The organism is Texcoconibacillus texcoconensis, assembly GCF_014202575.1.
Lineage (GTDB): Bacteria > Bacillota > Bacilli > Bacillales > Salisediminibacteriaceae > Texcoconibacillus > Texcoconibacillus texcoconensis.
Genome location: NZ_JACHHB010000004.1, coordinates 58,497 through 74,353, shown reverse-complemented (window position 1 = coordinate 74,353; position 15,857 = coordinate 58,497). Strand labels below are relative to the sequence as shown.

Genomic DNA, 15,857 nt, shown 5'->3' with positions numbered 1-15,857 from the left:
TAAGAACAGTCAGGAGGACAGCGATGTTAAAAGTAGAGCGGTTGACAGGGGGATATGAAAAGGACCCTGTTGTTGATCGTATTCAATTCCACGTAAATACAGGAGAAGTGTTCGGTATCCTTGGCCCAAATGGGAGTGGGAAAACGACACTTCTTAATTTATTAACAGGCAGATTACCGAAGCAAGATGGGGAAATCACCTTAAATGGTCAAAGTATTGCAATGTTTTCTCGAAAACAGTTGGCACAAAAAATTGCCGTTGTTCATCAACAGCCAGAAACGTCATTTTCTTTTACGGTTGAACAAGTTGTTCGTATGGGAAGGTACCCTCATGAACATGGTATTTTTGGTACAGATCTAAAAAAAGGGGAACAAATTGTTCAGTGGGCGATGGAAGTTACGCAAGTTCGAGGGTTCCGAAACCAATTTATGCATCAATTGAGTGGAGGAGAGAAGCAACGTGTGTTTTTAGCACGAGCGCTTGCCCAAGAGCCGCAATTACTCGTATTTGATGAACCGACGAACCATTTAGATATAGGGTATCAGGTTCATTTTTTAAACGAGATGCGAAGGATTGCCAATGAACAACAAGTGGCCACATTGACTGTTTTACATGATTTGAATATGGCTAGCTTGTTTTGTGATCGGGTGATGTTGTTAAACGAAGGAAAAGTATCAGCAGTTGGCAATCCGTTTGATGTTTTAAAACAGGGCTCATTAAATGATGTTTATAAAACGACATTTGAACGAAAAGAACACCCACGCGTAGCCAAACCGTTAATTACATTTACACCTAACCAAAATGAGGAAGTGGAAGCTTCTCTTCGATTTGTCGATTACAAACATCAACAACAGTCAACAGTCTTGTCGTCAAAGAGCCATATGAAAACATTAAACCTTGCACTTGAAGGAGATGCATTTTCCTGGTATAACGATTGGAAAGTTTCGTATGTAAAAAATGATCGAGATGTAAATTCCGAGGGAGACCAAGGTGAGCTCGTATTACTGGTTAATGGAGAGAGAACTTCTTATATATTCCAAACATTAGCTAATGATACTGTATGTTTGTATGCTGAAAAACGTATGCTTCAAAACGAAACTTCTTATATTTTCTTCATCTTCATCCATCAAGACATGTCGGAAACCGCTCTTCTACGTATTTACTTTGACATTTTAGAAAGTGTAAAGCGTATGATTAAAAAAGAAGGTCATTCGTTGAAAGAATCACCAAAACTAACGATGGCGTCCGCACAGAAAAGTGGACGGTTATGGCATGGTGATCATGAAAAACTTGTCTTTGAAGTGGAGAACGCTCTTTATACAGGGTGGAGAGAAGTGAAATGCGAGGGGGATGTACATGAACATTTACACACGTAAAGGGGACACTGGTAAAACGAGTTTAATTGGTGCTAGCGTTCATAAAGATCATATACGCGTAGAGGCATACGGTACGGTAGACGAATTAAATAGTGTTGTAGGTCAAGCGATTGTGACGTTAAACGAAAAAGAAGATCGTGACATCATCGAGGATCTAAGTCGTATACAACATGAGCTTTTTGATATCGGTGGGGATTTAGCGAATGTACAGGAGAACGCAAATTTCCAAACAGAAGAGGCGTATATTGATCATTTAGAAAAACGTATCGATGAATACTGGTCACAGGCGCCTTCTATAAATGCTTTTATATTGCCTGGAGGAGATAAGACGAGTGCCGCTCTACATCAATGTCGCACAGTATGTCGACGTGCCGAGCGAAGAGTTGCTTCCCTAATGGATGAAGAAGCTTTACATCCACCTATTTTGAAGTACTTAAATCGCTTGTCTGACCTCTTTTTTGCATCAGCACGTGCAATCAATGCAAGAAGAGGAATTGAGGATGTGACGTATCAACCTGGAAAGTAAGTTGAATCAAAAGAAATCGAAGCGGTCTAATTCTCAGTTGTACTGATGGATTAGGCCGCTTCGTAGTAGAGACTATATGAGGATCTCGATGTCACTTTCTTCATGAAGTTGTTCAATGAGTTGTTGCTGTTGTACTTGCTGCTCTAGTTCAGGCTTGACCTCTTCAAAGTCGCCAACTTCTGGGTTTTGCATTTCCATCATCTCATATTGTGCTTCAAGTTCTTCTTCAGAAACATCAATATCACGCTCTGCTAAACTCTCAGGTTCAAGTAGGGATTCAATTGCTAATTGAGTTTTGATATCTTCTTCTAAATCTTCAACAGTGATGTTGTCCATTTCTAAAGCTTCTTCAAACTCTTCCTCGCTGCCAAATTGGCTGCGTACTTGCTCTAGTTGACTTTCGATTTCTTCATCACTAATTGAAATGTCTGCATTTTCTGCTTCTTGGACAAGAAGTTCTTGAGTAACCATTTCTTCAACGATCATTTCATCCATGCCAGCAAACATTTCTTCCAACTGTGGATCATCCATGTCCATCCCTTGTTGTGCATACATTTGTTCCATTTGTTCTAATTGAAAATCGATCTCAGATTGCGGGATTTCTTCACCATTTACAATTGCAGCAGCTTCACCGCCATCGTCTTCACCACATGCAGCTAAGATCGTTGTAGTCGCAAATGTCGTCATCAAGACAGTAAGTCCTTTTTTGAAATTCATTAATGAAACCAACCTTTCTATCAATAGATTACCTACAGTGGTTTTAACTGTATCAAAAATAACTAGTCATATCAATTCATGAAATATGAAAAATGATGGGCAAGCTCATTAATTTAATAAATATAAAAAAAGATGGACAAAATTGTCCAATCGTTACATATATATATATAACAAGTGCAGGACAATCAAAATAGCGAACGATTCGTAAAGGGGGTTGTTGGTATGGTTGACTATGTGAGACGATTCTTAATCGTCGGAACATTGGCAAGTTCAATTGCTGTACTATTTTTTGTTGCCCGTTGGACACTAGCTTAAAAGGAGACCGCTTACTTTTAAGTTTTCCAATAGGACTTTGAAATCAAAAATAGTAATGGGGAATCAACTTGCGCACATTACCATAACCACCTCCGAGACTGAAACAGTATTTTTGGCTTACGTTATTGGGCCAGGCGATCGTAGTGAAATGAAATGGCCTAACATTTTAGAAGGATTTAAAGAAAGCGCGCGCGTTTACCTGGCTTTAATTCATATGATCAGAAACTGGCTAAATTGTTAAATCAAAATTTCAAATATCAATCATGAACACATAGTCTCATAAGTTATCGGCCACACCCAGGACATCGGTATGGGTATGTCTACAACGAGTGAAAAATGAATGTGTTCCGTTCCCCGGTGGTGTGTTAACTATGTTGAGCGCCTAATTTTCTAAGAATGTGTAAAATGGAACTTAGGTAGAGAAATGGTGCAAGGGAAATAAACTTTGAATGATTAAAGTGAAAAACCGTCACCTTAAATGATGATGCTCATTAGTGACGGTTTTAAATCAATTTTTATCGTGTTTTTTTAGAGCTCAATTAAAGAGACTGTTTTGATTTCATCGAGGGTTTTCAAGTCTTCAATAAGGTTGGAAGTCGCTTTTTTGTCAATGGCGAGCATCATGATCGCTTCGCCGCCTTCTTCTTTTCTTCCGACTTGCATTGTTGCAATATTGATATCGTGTGTGCCAATACATTGTCCGACTTTACCGATAACGCCAGTCAAGTCACGATGGTGGATGTATAGTAAATGTTCGTCAGGTTGAACGTCAATAGGGTAACCATTTACGCGGACGATCCGTGCGCCGAACTCTTCATTGTACGTTCCGGCAATTGAAAACTCATCATTGTCTCCCTTGACATGAGCTTGTATGAGGTGGGAGTAACCACTATTTTCATCACTTTTTTTGTGGCCATAACTAATACCGCGTGACTCTGCGATCATACTAGAATTAATATCATTGACATAATCATCGATCAACGGATCAAGAAAGCCTCCAATAAAACTGCGTGTCAATATTGAACTTTCTTGATCCTTCCATTCACCTGAAAATTGCAACGTAATATCGTTTGCTGGTTGTTTCATACATTGTGATGCAAAACTCCCCATTTGTTTTGTGAGGTGATGAAACGGCAGTAAAGATTCGTAAACATTTTTAGGAATGGCAGGGACGTTAATTGCATTGATAGCGGGCTCACCATCTAAATAGTTGAGTGCTTCATTTGCAACTTGTGAGGCGACATTTTCTTGTGCCTCTTTCGTGGATGCTGCAATATGAGGGGTCGTAATGATACGATCACTTTGTGTTAGTCGTTCGTCTTTTAATGGTTCTTCAGTAAACACGTCTAAAGCAGCTCCAGCAATTTGTTGTTTTTCAATTGCTTCGATTAATGCATTTTCATCGATGATTCCTCCTCGTGCACAATTGAGTATGCGAGTAGTAGGTTTCATTTTTTTAAACGCATCGTAAGAGATCATTCCTTTTGTTTCGTTTGTTAAAGGGGTATGAACGGTGATGATATCCCCATTTTCAATCGCTTCTTGGAAGCTAACAATTGTGATGCCGTGCTTATCGGCCAAACGTTGATTTAAGTACGGGTCATAGACGATGACGTCCATTTGGAAAGCTTTAGCTCGAGTTGCAAGCTCACTACCAATTCGCCCATAACCGATAATGGCGAGTGTTTTTCCGCGAAGTTCCATTCCTTGGAAAGATGAGCGCTCCCATTTACCATCGCACATTGACGCATGGGCTTGCGGAATATTGCGCGCGAGGGAACAGAGCATAGAGAATGTATGTTCTGCTGTAGAGATGGTATTTCCTTCCGGAGCATTAATGACAGCAATACCACGTTTTGTAGATGCTTCGATGTCAATGTTGTCAACGCCAACTCCAGCGCGCCCAATAATTTTCAAGTTTGGAAGTTTGCAAAGAACTTCCTCAGTTACCTTTGTGGCACTACGTATCAGTAGAGCATCTATGGTTGTTAAATCTACGGTTGTTTCGTGAATGTTTTCTTTCACAATGTCAATGTCATTGCGCGCTTCTAATGGGGCAAGACCTACTTCGCTCATCTTATCTGATACGAGTACAGTGTACGTTTTTAAAGAATTTACTTGTTTTTCTTCAACGGCTTCCATGAAAAGTACCTCCCTAAAGTACGTGTGAATTAAGTCGAATTTTCTAAAGATTATGTAATATCATAACATGCAATGAACATCTTTGCACATATCGTTTTACACAAAAAAGAAAAATCTGTATGTAAATCATGTGATGAACTTAAAAGGAGGGGATGGTTTGAAAACGTATATTGCAGGTCAAGGAGACACTTTAAGAAAGATTGCATATTTTCATGAAATATCTCCGTATTCTTTGTTGAAAGTCAACCCATGGTTCACGTCGTTACAAGATTATGTTCAGCCTAATACTCATGTATGGATTCCTACTGAAAAAGAACCGGAAACGGCTAAGGAAAAACCAGGGAGCTGCCTTTATGAATTTGGGCCGAAGGATTTAGCGATGAAACTTTCCATGTTACAAGCGTTATACCCTTCTCGTTTATCTGTGAAAACAATCGGAGAAAGTGTGTGCCATCAACCGATTTATCATATGAAAATAGGAAAAGGAAATAAACATATTTTTTATTCAGGAGGGTGGCATGCAAATGAATGGATGACCTCCAAGTTTCTAGTTGATTGGGTTGAAGAAGTTTTAAGAGCTTTATATTCTGAAAACTTGCTTTATGACTATAACCTATCACAAATCTTTGAATCGATAACTTTACACGTCGTCCCGATGGTGAACCCGGACGGTATTGAGTTAGTCCATCAGGGTGTATATGACGGCCATCCTTTTGCGCAAACAGTCCGACACATTAACCGATCAGTAGAGCGATTTGACCATTGGTCGGCGAATATTAGGGGGGTTGACTTAAATCATCAATGGCCTGCCGGGTGGGAAGAAGAAAATCTGCTGAGTCCCCAAAAGCCATGGCCTCGTCATTTTGGTGGGCCGCATCCATTAAGCGAACCAGAAGTAAAAGCGATTTATCAGCTCACGAACACTTATCCTTTTCAGCATGTTCTTACTTTTCATTCTCAAGGTCAGTTAATATATTGGGGTTATAGACATAAAGAGCCGAAAGAAAGCGAAGAAATGGCACGTAAATTAGCGGTGAAAAGTTCTTACACCCCTGTACACACAGCAGAAAGCGATGCAGGTTATAAAGATTGGTTTATTCAAGATTTCAAGCGACCAGGCTTTACGATTGAGATCGGTGTTGGTCAAAATCCACTTCCTCTGTCAGCTTATGAAGAAATATGGGTGAACAATGTTGAGCTCGCATTAGAAGGGCTCGTCCTCTAGGAGTAAAAACGTTATCATTTCAGTTATTGAAACATTGTCACTTAACAAGTAAAATTGAAATCAAGTGTTATTTTTACAAGTTAAATGCTTTGTATGATTGGGACAGGGGAAGGGGAAGTAGAAAATGATGAAGCAAGTGCGCCCTAAAAAAATATATGAAATTGTAGCAGAGCAACTAACGGAAATGATAAAAAATGGAGAATATAAAGCCGGGGATCGTCTAGCATCCGTTCAACAATTGGCTGAGGAGTTTGATGTTGGTCGGTCAGCAATCCGAGAAGCATTAAGCGCCATGAGAGCTATGGGACTTATTGAGATAAGACAAGGGGAAGGGACATTTGTGAAGCGTATTGACACGAATGTATCAGCCGATATGATACCTTCAGTCATGCAGAAAGAAGATATTCGTCAACTATTTGAAATTCGCAAACTTAATGAAACAGGAGCAGCAGCTTTGGCTGCGGAACGCCGAGACAGTGATGATGTCAACGCATTACGACGTATTTTAGAGGAAATGAAGTGTGCAGAAGGAGACGGTGAGGTCGGCGAGCGTTCAGATATTGAATTCCACTTAGCGATCGTTAAGGCCACAAAAAACGACATGCTTGATCGACTAATGACGACCATTTCTGAAACGATGCAAGAGTCAATGCGCGAAGCACGTCAGTTATTTCTATATTCGAATCAAACAAAAATGGATCAGCTTTATGATGAACACCTAGCCATTTTTCAAGCGATCGAAAATAAGGATCCACAACTTGCTTATGAGCAAATGATGCGTCATATTACAGAGGTAGAAAAAGCTTTGTTCTTACATTCGGAATAATATAATTATATAATTCGGTTAGGAGAGATTGTGTGAATGATTGGCTAACATTGCTTAGGAAATTGGAAATATTTTCGGGTTTATCAGACCAAGATATCAAGCCTATCGTAGAGGCCGGTCGCCAACGTGTATTTGAAGATAAAGAAATTTTATTTCACGAGGGCGAAGAACGAACTCATTTATTCGTTCTCGGAAGAGGTACCGTGCTTGTTAGTAAGCTAACGGAAAGTGGTGAAGAATCACTAATCAATGTATTATCAGAAGGTGAAATCTTTCCGCATACAGGTTTTTTTGACAACCGCCCTTATCCTGGTACAGCGCAAGCGAAAAAGAATGTCCATGTACTAATGATTCCAATTAGTGCGTTCGAATTGTTTTTGAAAAGTCATCCGGAACTAGCTTTTCAAATTATTAAAGTCATGAATGAAAAGATTTTTTATTTACAACAGAAACTAAATGAAGTTTTGTCTTTAAATGTTGAACAACGTTTAGTTGCAGCACTCGATCATCTGAAAAACGTTCAAGGAAAGTCAATCGTTTTAACACATCAAGAAATTGGGAACATCATTGGTACGACACGAGAGACAGTAAGTCGGCAATTGAAAAAGATGGAACAGCGCGGTGAGGTTGAAGTGAAGAAAGACAGAATAATCATAAATGATACTTTTAATAAAATGACTGCCCCGAAATAAGGAGCAGTCCCTTTGAGATCATTAATTGTACAATTACTTACTGTTCGTTATAGCGAGTCAAGCATTTTTCAATCAACTCAGCCGCAGCTTCTGCCCCAGCCCATTCGCCAATTTCTGTTTTCTTACCTTGTAAATCCTTGTATGTAGCGAAAAAGTGAGCAATTTCCTTCAACTTATGTTCAGGGACATCATCAAGTGATTGAATGTGGTCAAAACGCGGGTCTTCAACTGGAACGCCGATGAGTTTTTCGTCATCTTCGCCGTCGTCTACCATGTTTAAATATCCTAGTACGCGTGTGTCGATTACACAGCCCGGAAATGTTGGGTTTGTTGTTAATACGAGGATATCAAGTGGGTCACCATCGAAAGCTAACGTATTTTCTAGATAACCATATTCTGCTGGATAAAATTGTGTTGAAAAGAGAACGCGGTCGAGCTTAAAAATGCCACGCTCTTTGTCGTATTCATATTTGTTTTGACTCCCAGTTGGAATTTCAATAAATGCTTCAACTTCTTTGTGCTTAGCCATACTATGTACTCCTCCTTCAACTTAGTTAACTACCGACACATTATAGCAACTTCTGTCCTGAAATGAAAGTCACGGTTTATTTATGTATTTTTAGTAACTTTTGTTAGGAGTCCTGGTGCCGATTCACCTCATGATTGAAGTCACGAGTGTTTTCGGCTAAATATAAAAAAGATCGTCGACAACACAATGATTGCGACGATCTTTAATTAAGTATAATATGTTTATCTATTCAAATTTGAGTGCGTCTCCGTCAAATGGCTCATCAGCAACTTTGATTGAATCTGTTGGGCATCCGTCAAGTGCATCTTCCATGTCTTCCTCTAACTCTTCTGGAACTTGAGCCGTTCCTTGGTTATCGTCAAGGATTACCCAAGCGATACCGTCATCATCGTAATCGTAAATGTCAGGTGCTGCAGCCCCACACGCGCCACAAGCGATACAAGTGTCTTTGTCTACAATTGTGTACTTTGCCATAACACAAAACCTCCCGTAATGTAATGTCATTTATCCCTTCATCAAAAATGTGACTCTTTCAATCTATTTTAGCATCTTGACGGAGGGAAAGCCTTCTCATTGTTATTGTATCGATTATCCATGGACATTTCAATAGAAAATCGCTGAGAATCCTTATCACACCAATGTTCTGATAGCCATATCATACGTATTTTTCGTATAATAGTAGCAGGTTATTCATTTTTGGAGGGAACTTTATGGATTTATATCGGTTCGGGTTATTGCTATATATTATTGACCATTTTCGAGGACAACGAACATTTTTTGGGGCATATCACTTACTTGTCGGAAAAAAGTCTGCACAATCAATACAAGATGGCCCTTTATACGGTGTTGAATCATTGTTTGGTGTTTTACCCTATTTAAAAAAAGATCACGTTGAGGAAATAAGAAGACAAATGTTAAACAAGGGATTTATCGTTGAAGATGAAAACCGCATGACGACGATCACAGAAGAAGGTAGACAATTCCACAATCATCAACGGGATCATAAACCGATCCCTGAAAGTTTAGCAGGTGGAGAATATGAATTTTCTGGACAAGCAGATTGGTTTTGGCGGCGTCTTGTGCTATTTTGGCAATCTTTATCGTATGCGCGTCATAATGATTATACATTTCTTCCCATTGATTATGATCGCACAATCCAGACATGGGTGAAAAAGCATTTCCCTCGTAATAAAGAAGGGCAATCAAAATGGGCGAAGCAACTCTTTCACGAGTTATCGACGTTTCTTCAGTCAATTGATGATTTGCGAGCTGAAGTTTTTACGAGGAAACTTTCCGGATATCAACATGTCGGAGAAACAGTAGAACAACTTGGTGAAACCTTCGATTACGATGCAGATTATGTTTACCTTCTTCTACGTAGTACGATCCATGAACTAATCAACACGATCCGCGAAAATCCGCAGAATTTCCGAGCATTAGCGGAGTTTGTTATGCCGTTAGAAGCCAATAGCTCAGTATTAACTGACTCGGCTAACATAACGCGCCGCCATTTATTCAATGGATTAGCGATTGATGAAATTGCGAAAGAAAGAGGCTTAAAACGAAGTACGATTGAAGATCATATTGTTGAAATGGCTTATCGACTCAAGGATTTTCCAATCAGCGCATTCGTTTCATATGAAGATCAAAAGGAGATTTGGCAAGCTGCTAAACAACAGGACACGAAGCGACTGAAACAGATCAAGGAAGAAATCTCAGCGGATATCGATTATTTCGCGATTCGCCTTTCGTTAAGTAAAATTGATAAAGGATGAAGGACATGGAAACTTTTTTGAAACAGAAATTTGGATTTTCAAATTTCCGCCCAGGACAACGAGAAATCATTGCTGATGTATTATCAAGAAAAAATGTTCTTGCAGTGTTGCCGACAGGGTCTGGAAAGACGCTTTGTTATCAATTACCTTCTCACGTTTTTAAAGGTATTACTGTCGTTGTATCGCCGCTTTTATCGCTTATGGATGATCAAGTTCAACAAATGCGTAGTCAAGGTGATAAAGGTGTGATCGCGATCAATAGTTATTTATCCAATGATGAAAAACGCAACATTTTGAGAACTTTGCCACAATACCGAATGATTTTTGTTTCTCCAGAAATGCTCCAGTTATCAAATGTACTTGAAGCGTTACAAAGAGTAACTGTGTCATTATTTGTCGTGGATGAAGCCCACTGTATTTCACAGTGGGGACATGAGTTTCGTACAGATTACTTACGATTAGGCGATATCAGAAAGGCGTTACATTACCCTCCTTGTTTAGCTTTGACAGCGACGGCAACAAAAGATATTCAGCAAGATATTATCGAACAATTAGGTTTACATGAAGTACATCGGCATATTTATTCTGTCGACCGTGAGAATATCGCGTACATTCAAAAACATTTTCACAGTCATGCAGATAAACTGGAATATCTTACGCGTCACTTAAGTGAATTTCCTGCACCTGGTATTATCTATACGTCTTCTAGACAACTGGCTGAACATATTGTGTATGAAGCAGCTAAAAACCAATCATATAAAATTGCTTATTATCATGCAGGGATGCTTCAAGAGGACCGTCGCCTTATACAACATCAGTTTTTAGAAGGGTCACTTGATTTTGTCGTTGCGACGAATGCATTTGGTATGGGCGTGCATAAATCTGACATTCGATCAGTGATTCACGTCCAATTACCGACACGTATGGAAGCTTATGTTCAAGAGGTAGGAAGGGCAGGGAGAGATGGAAAGCAAAGTTATGCTTTTCTTCTTCATGCTGACGGTGATGACATTCTCCCGCTCCAATTGATACAAAGAGAGTATCCGGACCAAGGAATCATTGATTCGGTATTTGCAACTATGAAACAGCAAGTTGTCGTTACTCGCAGTGATCTTGAACAACGTTGTTATGAAATGGGACTGGAAGAAACGCAACAGAAGTTGCTTTTATTTTATCTAGAGAAAAGTCATATCATTCAAAATGGGCGTGTAGACAATGTAAATCCCGAGCTTTTACAACAAGTGAAAAACGAATTGCGGCAAAGAGAAACGTATAGATTTCAGTTGTTCCGTCAATTTGAAGAAAGTCTTTTAAGTCATAAATGTTTACGCGCACAAATATTATCATATTTTGAAGAAAACTTAACAAAACGCCTTGATCCATGTTGTTCTAGATGCGGGGATATAGTCATTGAACGAGAAGTTTACGATAAACAGAATAAGAAAAATCGATCGAAAACATGGAATCAACGGTTGAAAGCAATGCTCGCGCTAGGTGAGGAGGAAGAGGGTTGAGAAAACAAGCAGATTTAGTGAGACACCTTTCTGATAAAGAACTTTTATTAAACATTTATTTTACTCAATTCTTAATTGTTATTGTTGCGACCATTGCATCATTTTTATTTACGGGTCATATGTTTGGTTTCATTGAGATGCCTAGCTGGTCATTTGATATGACGGTTGTTTTTGGTTTCTTTTTCGGAATCGTTGTCGTTGTTATTGAATTGATACTTGTCCGTTTTCTTCCTCGTTCATGGTTTGATGATGGAGGGGTTAACGTTCGTGTATTTCAAAACCGCTCTGTTACACAAATATTCCTACTGTCTTTGGTCGTCGCTTTTTGTGAGGAATTATTGTTTAGAGGGGTGCTCCAAGAACAGTTTGGCTTGGTTGTTGCAAGTTTAATCTTTGCAGTGATTCATGTACGTTATTTGGCGAAGCCGTTCTTGTTCATATTTACAATTGTCTTGAGCTTTTCGCTTGGCCTGTTTTATATCGTGACAGATAGTCTTTTTGCGGTCATTGCCGCACATTTTACGATAGACTTTTTATTAGGCTTAGCTATACGATTTGGCGTGTTGAAGAATCGTTAATTCAAGTGCAAATGACATCGTAAGGACGATAAAATCATGATACATTATCATTAAGAAGAGCTATAAAACCTCGAGGTGAAACGATGAGAGAAAAACTTGAAGACCAAGCAGAAAACCTCCGGAATCAGGTGAGAAATGTTGAAGGTAATCGTAATGAAACCACGAACAATACTGAGAGCACGCTTGATTTACCCCCTCGTTCCGAGGTACACCATGTAAATAAGGAAGCAAAAAAAACAACAAAAAAATGGAAAAAACAAATTCAGTACCCACTTGTCCGTTTATTTTTGTTTCTATTTCTCCTCCTAGTTATTTTCGTATTTACATACCCAGTTTGGTCTGAGCGATTATTTTCGTAAACCTGGGTTAAACCTGTCCTAGTCAGCATATATATCTGAACAAATACTGTGCTAGGGAGGTGTGAATACTGGAGGCTTGGCGTAAAACATGGCAGGATCAGCCTCAAGTGACAATCGTCGTTGATGAATTGCTAAAATGTAAACAAAAAGAAAAAGAGGCCGAAAAAAAAGTGTATCGGGCAGGTTATTGTTTCTTTTTTGTACTAGCAATCTCGCTTATTTATGTGACATTTTTACTTTTACAAACAGGAACCCCGAACTCCTACTTAACATTGATATTAGGAGATCAATGGTTATTGCTCCTCTTATTAATGATGAGCTTGTCTTTTTATCAAGTCACGATGCGTAAAAGCAAACTAGACAAAGCAGAAAAAGACTTCGACGAATTGAGAGAAGACATTATCGATCGTTTAAGTGATATATGGGATACAGAAGAAAACTGGAAGGAAAAACATAAGCTATTCCAGGAGTTAAAAAATGATTATGACATTAACTTATTTTATAAATAATGCATAGTATATTTTGTGTTTAATTTGAAGGAACCAAAAGGGTTTCTTCTTTTTATTTGACTAAGCACACGATTAATCTCATTGTACATATAATGAAAATAGCTCATGGTAGTTCTAGAAGGAGGCGTTTGACGTGGCAGGGCAACGCGGACACGGACAGGAAGAGAAAAAAAAGCAAGTGGCAGCAGAATTAAAAAAGGAAGAAACGCAAGAAAATTTTCGAATCAGTACAGTTTATATCGTTGCTATTATTGTTGGTTTTTCACTCTTACATGGTCTAGGTCACAGACATTATGACAGATTACGGGTTCTTGAAAAGTGGCAAGAAAAGACAGGGATCAGCGATGAAGACACAAAGTAAGAAGGGTGAATTGAGAATTTAAATAGGTGTGGTGCCATGAAAGATAAAGATAGACGAGATGACTACAATCAAGAACGTAAAACATCGAAAAGGTCTTCTTCAACCTATACACCGCAGCAACTAGCTGTCATTTTCGCCCTTGTTGCAAACACGATGCACGTTCACGGCGTTTTTATCGATGTGGATCAAAACGTTGAAGTTGTTTTGAAAGGAAATTTGAAGAAGAGTGTTCATGTTCAGAGAATTTTGGAAGGTATTGGCGATGATGACTTGGATGATTTAATCTCTGCTTTACAAACCTTTAATGATGATCACACGTAGAAACGAGGCGGTCATAATTATCTTGATCAGCCTCGTTTTTTGTGTGCGGATGAATCAACATGCTGTTTATGATAAAGGGTAAAAACAATTAGCTGCGCTTACATGAGTTCGTTATAATGTATGAAGGAAACGGAAAATTTTGATCGTTTCATGACGAAAAATTCGTTACAATAAAGGTAATATATAGAAAGGGATGGTCTAGCATGAGTCAAGAAATGAAATCAGATATCGAAATTGCGCAATCATGTAAAATGAAATCAATTAAAGAAATTGCTACCCAATTAAACATTTCTGAAGAAGAATTTGAACCATATGGACATGATAAAGCGAAGCTGTCACTTTCAATTACAGACCGCCTTCAAGGTCGCCCCGATGGAAAGGTGATTTTAGTTACTGCGATTAACCCGACACCAGCAGGGGAAGGGAAATCAACGCTGACCGTTGGGCTTGGTCAAGCATTACATAAAATAGGGGAAAACAGTATCATCGCTCTACGTGAACCTTCTTTAGGACCGAGTATGGGTATAAAAGGAGGCGCTGCAGGAGGAGGATATTCGCAAGTTGTCCCAATGGAAGATATAAATTTACACTTCACCGGAGATTTGCATGCGATTACGACAGCTCACAATGCGTTAGCTGCGATGATTGATAACCACATTCACCGCGGTAATGATTTAAACATCGATGTCAGGCGTGTTACTTGGAAAAGGGTCGTCGATTTAAATGATCGTGCTTTAAGAGAAGTTGTCGTTGGATTAGGTGGTCCACTTCAAGGCGTCCCGCGGCAAACGGGCTTTGATATTACCGTAGCGTCAGAAGTGATGGCTATTCTTTGTCTCGCTTCGGACCTTGATGATTTAAAACAACGCCTTGCAAATATTGTTGTTGCCTATACACCTGAAAACGAACCTGTCACGGTCAAAGATCTACAAGCTGAAGGAGCGATGTCTCTCCTTTTAAAAGATGCGATGAAACCTAATCTCGTTCAAACGTTTGAGAATACACCAGCACTTATTCACGGAGGTCCATTTGCCAATATCGCTCATGGGTGTAACAGCGTTGCGGCGACGAAAATGGCTTCAAAACTAGCTGATTACGTTGTCACTGAAGCAGGGTTCGGCGCTGATTTAGGAGCAGAGAAGTTTTTAAATATTAAGGCGCGAACAGGAGGAATAGACCCTGATCTTGTCGTAGTCGTAGCTACGATTCGAGCGTTAAAGATGCATGGTGGTGTTGATAAAGACCAATTAGATGAAGAAAATGTAGAGGCGCTAAAGAAAGGCATTGACAACTTAGCAAAGCATGTTGAAACGGTTCGTTCATTCGGTTTACCACCTATTGTTGCAATTAATCGTTTCTTACATGATACAGATGCAGAAATCGATGCTTTAAAAACGTGGTGCGAACAACAAGGTGTTGAAGTTGTACTTGCAGATGTATGGGCACAAGGTGGTGAAGGTGGAATCCAACTAGCTGAAAAAGTCGTCAAAACCATTGACGAGGTCGAAAGTTCTTATAAACCACTTTATCCGCTGAACATTTCAATGGAAGAAAAAATCGAAATAGTCGCAAGTGAAGTATATGGAGCGGACGGCGTCGAGTTTACTGAAAATGCTCGAGAACAACTGAAGGAATATCAACGTTATGGGTGGGATCGTTTACCGGTTTGCATGGCAAAAACGCAGTATTCACTTTCCGATGACCCAAAGAAAGTAGGTCGCCCTGAAGGTTTTACGGTTACTGTCCGTGAATTACGTCCAGCGATCGGCGCAGGCTTTATCGTTGCATTAACAGGTAACGTCATGACGATGCCAGGGCTACCCAAGGAGCCTGCTGCATTAAACATGGATATTGATGAAGAAGGGCGTGCAGTTGGCCTCTTTTAAGTAGATTGTGACGTCGTTTTATAATAATTATTATATTTGTCTCTTTTCGTATACTTTTGTTGTTTCTGATGAACTTGGAGAAGCGAAAGCTGCGACGCCAGGTTAGCTCAAATTCGGTCACGTTTACTGTTTCGTTTTCGGCTGGCGGACATTGATTCCGTTATTTACTTGAAAAAGGCTAATTTTGAGCGTTTTGCGGACATGAT

Annotated in this window: 16 protein-coding genes; 12 read left to right on the top strand and 4 right to left on the bottom strand. The window is 39.4% G+C overall.

Annotated elements, in window-relative coordinates; genetic code table 11:
• The first annotated feature begins 23 nt into the window (after nt 1-23).
• Both HNQ41_RS05420 and HNQ41_RS05415 read left to right on the top strand, forming a co-directional pair.
• Nucleotides 24-1,376, top strand: coding sequence for an ABC transporter ATP-binding protein (locus HNQ41_RS05420; protein WP_184663400.1), 1,353 nt, complete (start codon nt 24-26; stop codon nt 1,374-1,376).
• Nucleotides 1,357-1,902 carry a cob(I)yrinic acid a,c-diamide adenosyltransferase gene (locus HNQ41_RS05415; RefSeq protein ID WP_184663399.1) on the top strand — a complete coding sequence of 182 codons (546 nt, stop codon included), beginning with the start codon at nt 1,357-1,359 and terminating at the stop codon, nt 1,900-1,902. The genes HNQ41_RS05420 and HNQ41_RS05415 overlap by 20 nt, the downstream gene beginning before the upstream one ends.
• A gap of 72 nt (nt 1,903-1,974) precedes the next feature.
• Here the strand turns inward: HNQ41_RS05415 and HNQ41_RS05410 are convergent, their stop codons facing one another.
• Together HNQ41_RS05410 and serA are read right to left on the bottom strand one after the other, a co-directional pair.
• On the bottom strand, nt 1,975-2,619 hold the full coding sequence (locus tag HNQ41_RS05410) for a SurA N-terminal domain-containing protein (protein ID WP_184663398.1): 645 nt from the start codon (nt 2,617-2,619) through the stop codon (nt 1,975-1,977).
• Between the two features lie 843 nt (nt 2,620-3,462).
• Complete coding sequence (gene serA, locus HNQ41_RS05405) at nt 3,463-5,076, bottom strand: phosphoglycerate dehydrogenase (RefSeq protein WP_184663397.1); 1,614 nt, start codon at nt 5,074-5,076, stop codon at nt 3,463-3,465.
• 157 nt (nt 5,077-5,233) lie between these two features.
• Between serA and HNQ41_RS05400 the strand changes: the two genes are divergently transcribed.
• The 3 genes from HNQ41_RS05400 (at nt 5,234) to HNQ41_RS05390 (ending at nt 7,819) form a co-directional block, all read left to right on the top strand.
• Nucleotides 5,234-6,301 carry a M14 family metallopeptidase gene (locus tag HNQ41_RS05400; RefSeq protein WP_246421496.1) on the top strand — a complete coding sequence of 356 codons (1,068 nt, stop codon included), beginning with the start codon at nt 5,234-5,236 and terminating at the stop codon, nt 6,299-6,301.
• 124 nt (nt 6,302-6,425) lie between these two features.
• Nucleotides 6,426-7,127: a FadR/GntR family transcriptional regulator gene (locus HNQ41_RS05395; RefSeq protein ID WP_184663395.1), complete on the top strand. Its 702-nt coding sequence runs from the start codon at nt 6,426-6,428 to the stop codon at nt 7,125-7,127.
• 32 nt (nt 7,128-7,159) lie between these two features.
• Nucleotides 7,160-7,819 carry a cyclic nucleotide-binding domain-containing protein gene (locus HNQ41_RS05390; protein WP_184663394.1) on the top strand — a complete coding sequence of 220 codons (660 nt, stop codon included), beginning with the start codon at nt 7,160-7,162 and terminating at the stop codon, nt 7,817-7,819.
• A 37-nt stretch (nt 7,820-7,856) separates the two neighbouring features.
• On the opposite strand, the gene HNQ41_RS05385 is transcribed toward HNQ41_RS05390, so the two are convergent.
• Complete coding sequence (locus HNQ41_RS05385; protein ID WP_184663393.1) at nt 7,857-8,348, bottom strand: inorganic diphosphatase; 492 nt, start codon at nt 8,346-8,348, stop codon at nt 7,857-7,859.
• Between the two features lie 225 nt (nt 8,349-8,573).
• Nucleotides 8,574-8,822, bottom strand: coding sequence for a ferredoxin (locus HNQ41_RS05380; RefSeq protein ID WP_184663392.1), 249 nt, complete (start codon nt 8,820-8,822; stop codon nt 8,574-8,576).
• 236 nt (nt 8,823-9,058) lie between these two features.
• On the opposite strand from HNQ41_RS05380, the gene HNQ41_RS05375 reads away from it, so the two are divergent.
• From HNQ41_RS05375 to HNQ41_RS05345, 7 genes are all read left to right on the top strand, one after another.
• Nucleotides 9,059-10,123 (top strand): YpbB family protein, encoded by a 1,065-nt coding sequence (locus HNQ41_RS05375; RefSeq protein ID WP_184663391.1) that lies wholly within the window; start codon nt 9,059-9,061, stop codon nt 10,121-10,123.
• 5 nt (nt 10,124-10,128) lie between these two features.
• A complete protein-coding gene (locus HNQ41_RS05370) occupies nt 10,129-11,637 on the top strand; it encodes a RecQ family ATP-dependent DNA helicase (RefSeq protein WP_184663390.1) in 1,509 nt (502 codons plus the stop codon).
• Nucleotides 11,634-12,215, top strand: coding sequence for a CPBP family intramembrane glutamic endopeptidase (locus tag HNQ41_RS05365; protein ID WP_184663389.1), 582 nt, complete (start codon nt 11,634-11,636; stop codon nt 12,213-12,215). The genes HNQ41_RS05370 and HNQ41_RS05365 overlap by 4 nt, the downstream gene beginning before the upstream one ends.
• Nucleotides 12,216-12,681: 466 nt before the next feature.
• On the top strand, nt 12,682-13,083 hold the full coding sequence (locus HNQ41_RS05360) for a DUF2663 family protein (protein ID WP_184663388.1): 402 nt from the start codon (nt 12,682-12,684) through the stop codon (nt 13,081-13,083).
• Between the two features lie 133 nt (nt 13,084-13,216).
• On the top strand, nt 13,217-13,444 hold the full coding sequence (locus HNQ41_RS05355; protein WP_184663387.1) for a hypothetical protein: 228 nt from the start codon (nt 13,217-13,219) through the stop codon (nt 13,442-13,444).
• A gap of 36 nt (nt 13,445-13,480) precedes the next feature.
• Nucleotides 13,481-13,765 (top strand): hypothetical protein, encoded by a 285-nt coding sequence (locus tag HNQ41_RS05350; protein ID WP_184663386.1) that lies wholly within the window; start codon nt 13,481-13,483, stop codon nt 13,763-13,765.
• Between the two features lie 203 nt (nt 13,766-13,968).
• Entirely contained in the window at nt 13,969-15,651 is a 1,683-nt protein-coding gene (locus tag HNQ41_RS05345; protein WP_246421495.1) for a formate--tetrahydrofolate ligase, read from the top strand.
• Nucleotides 15,652-15,857: the final 206 nt, after the last annotated feature.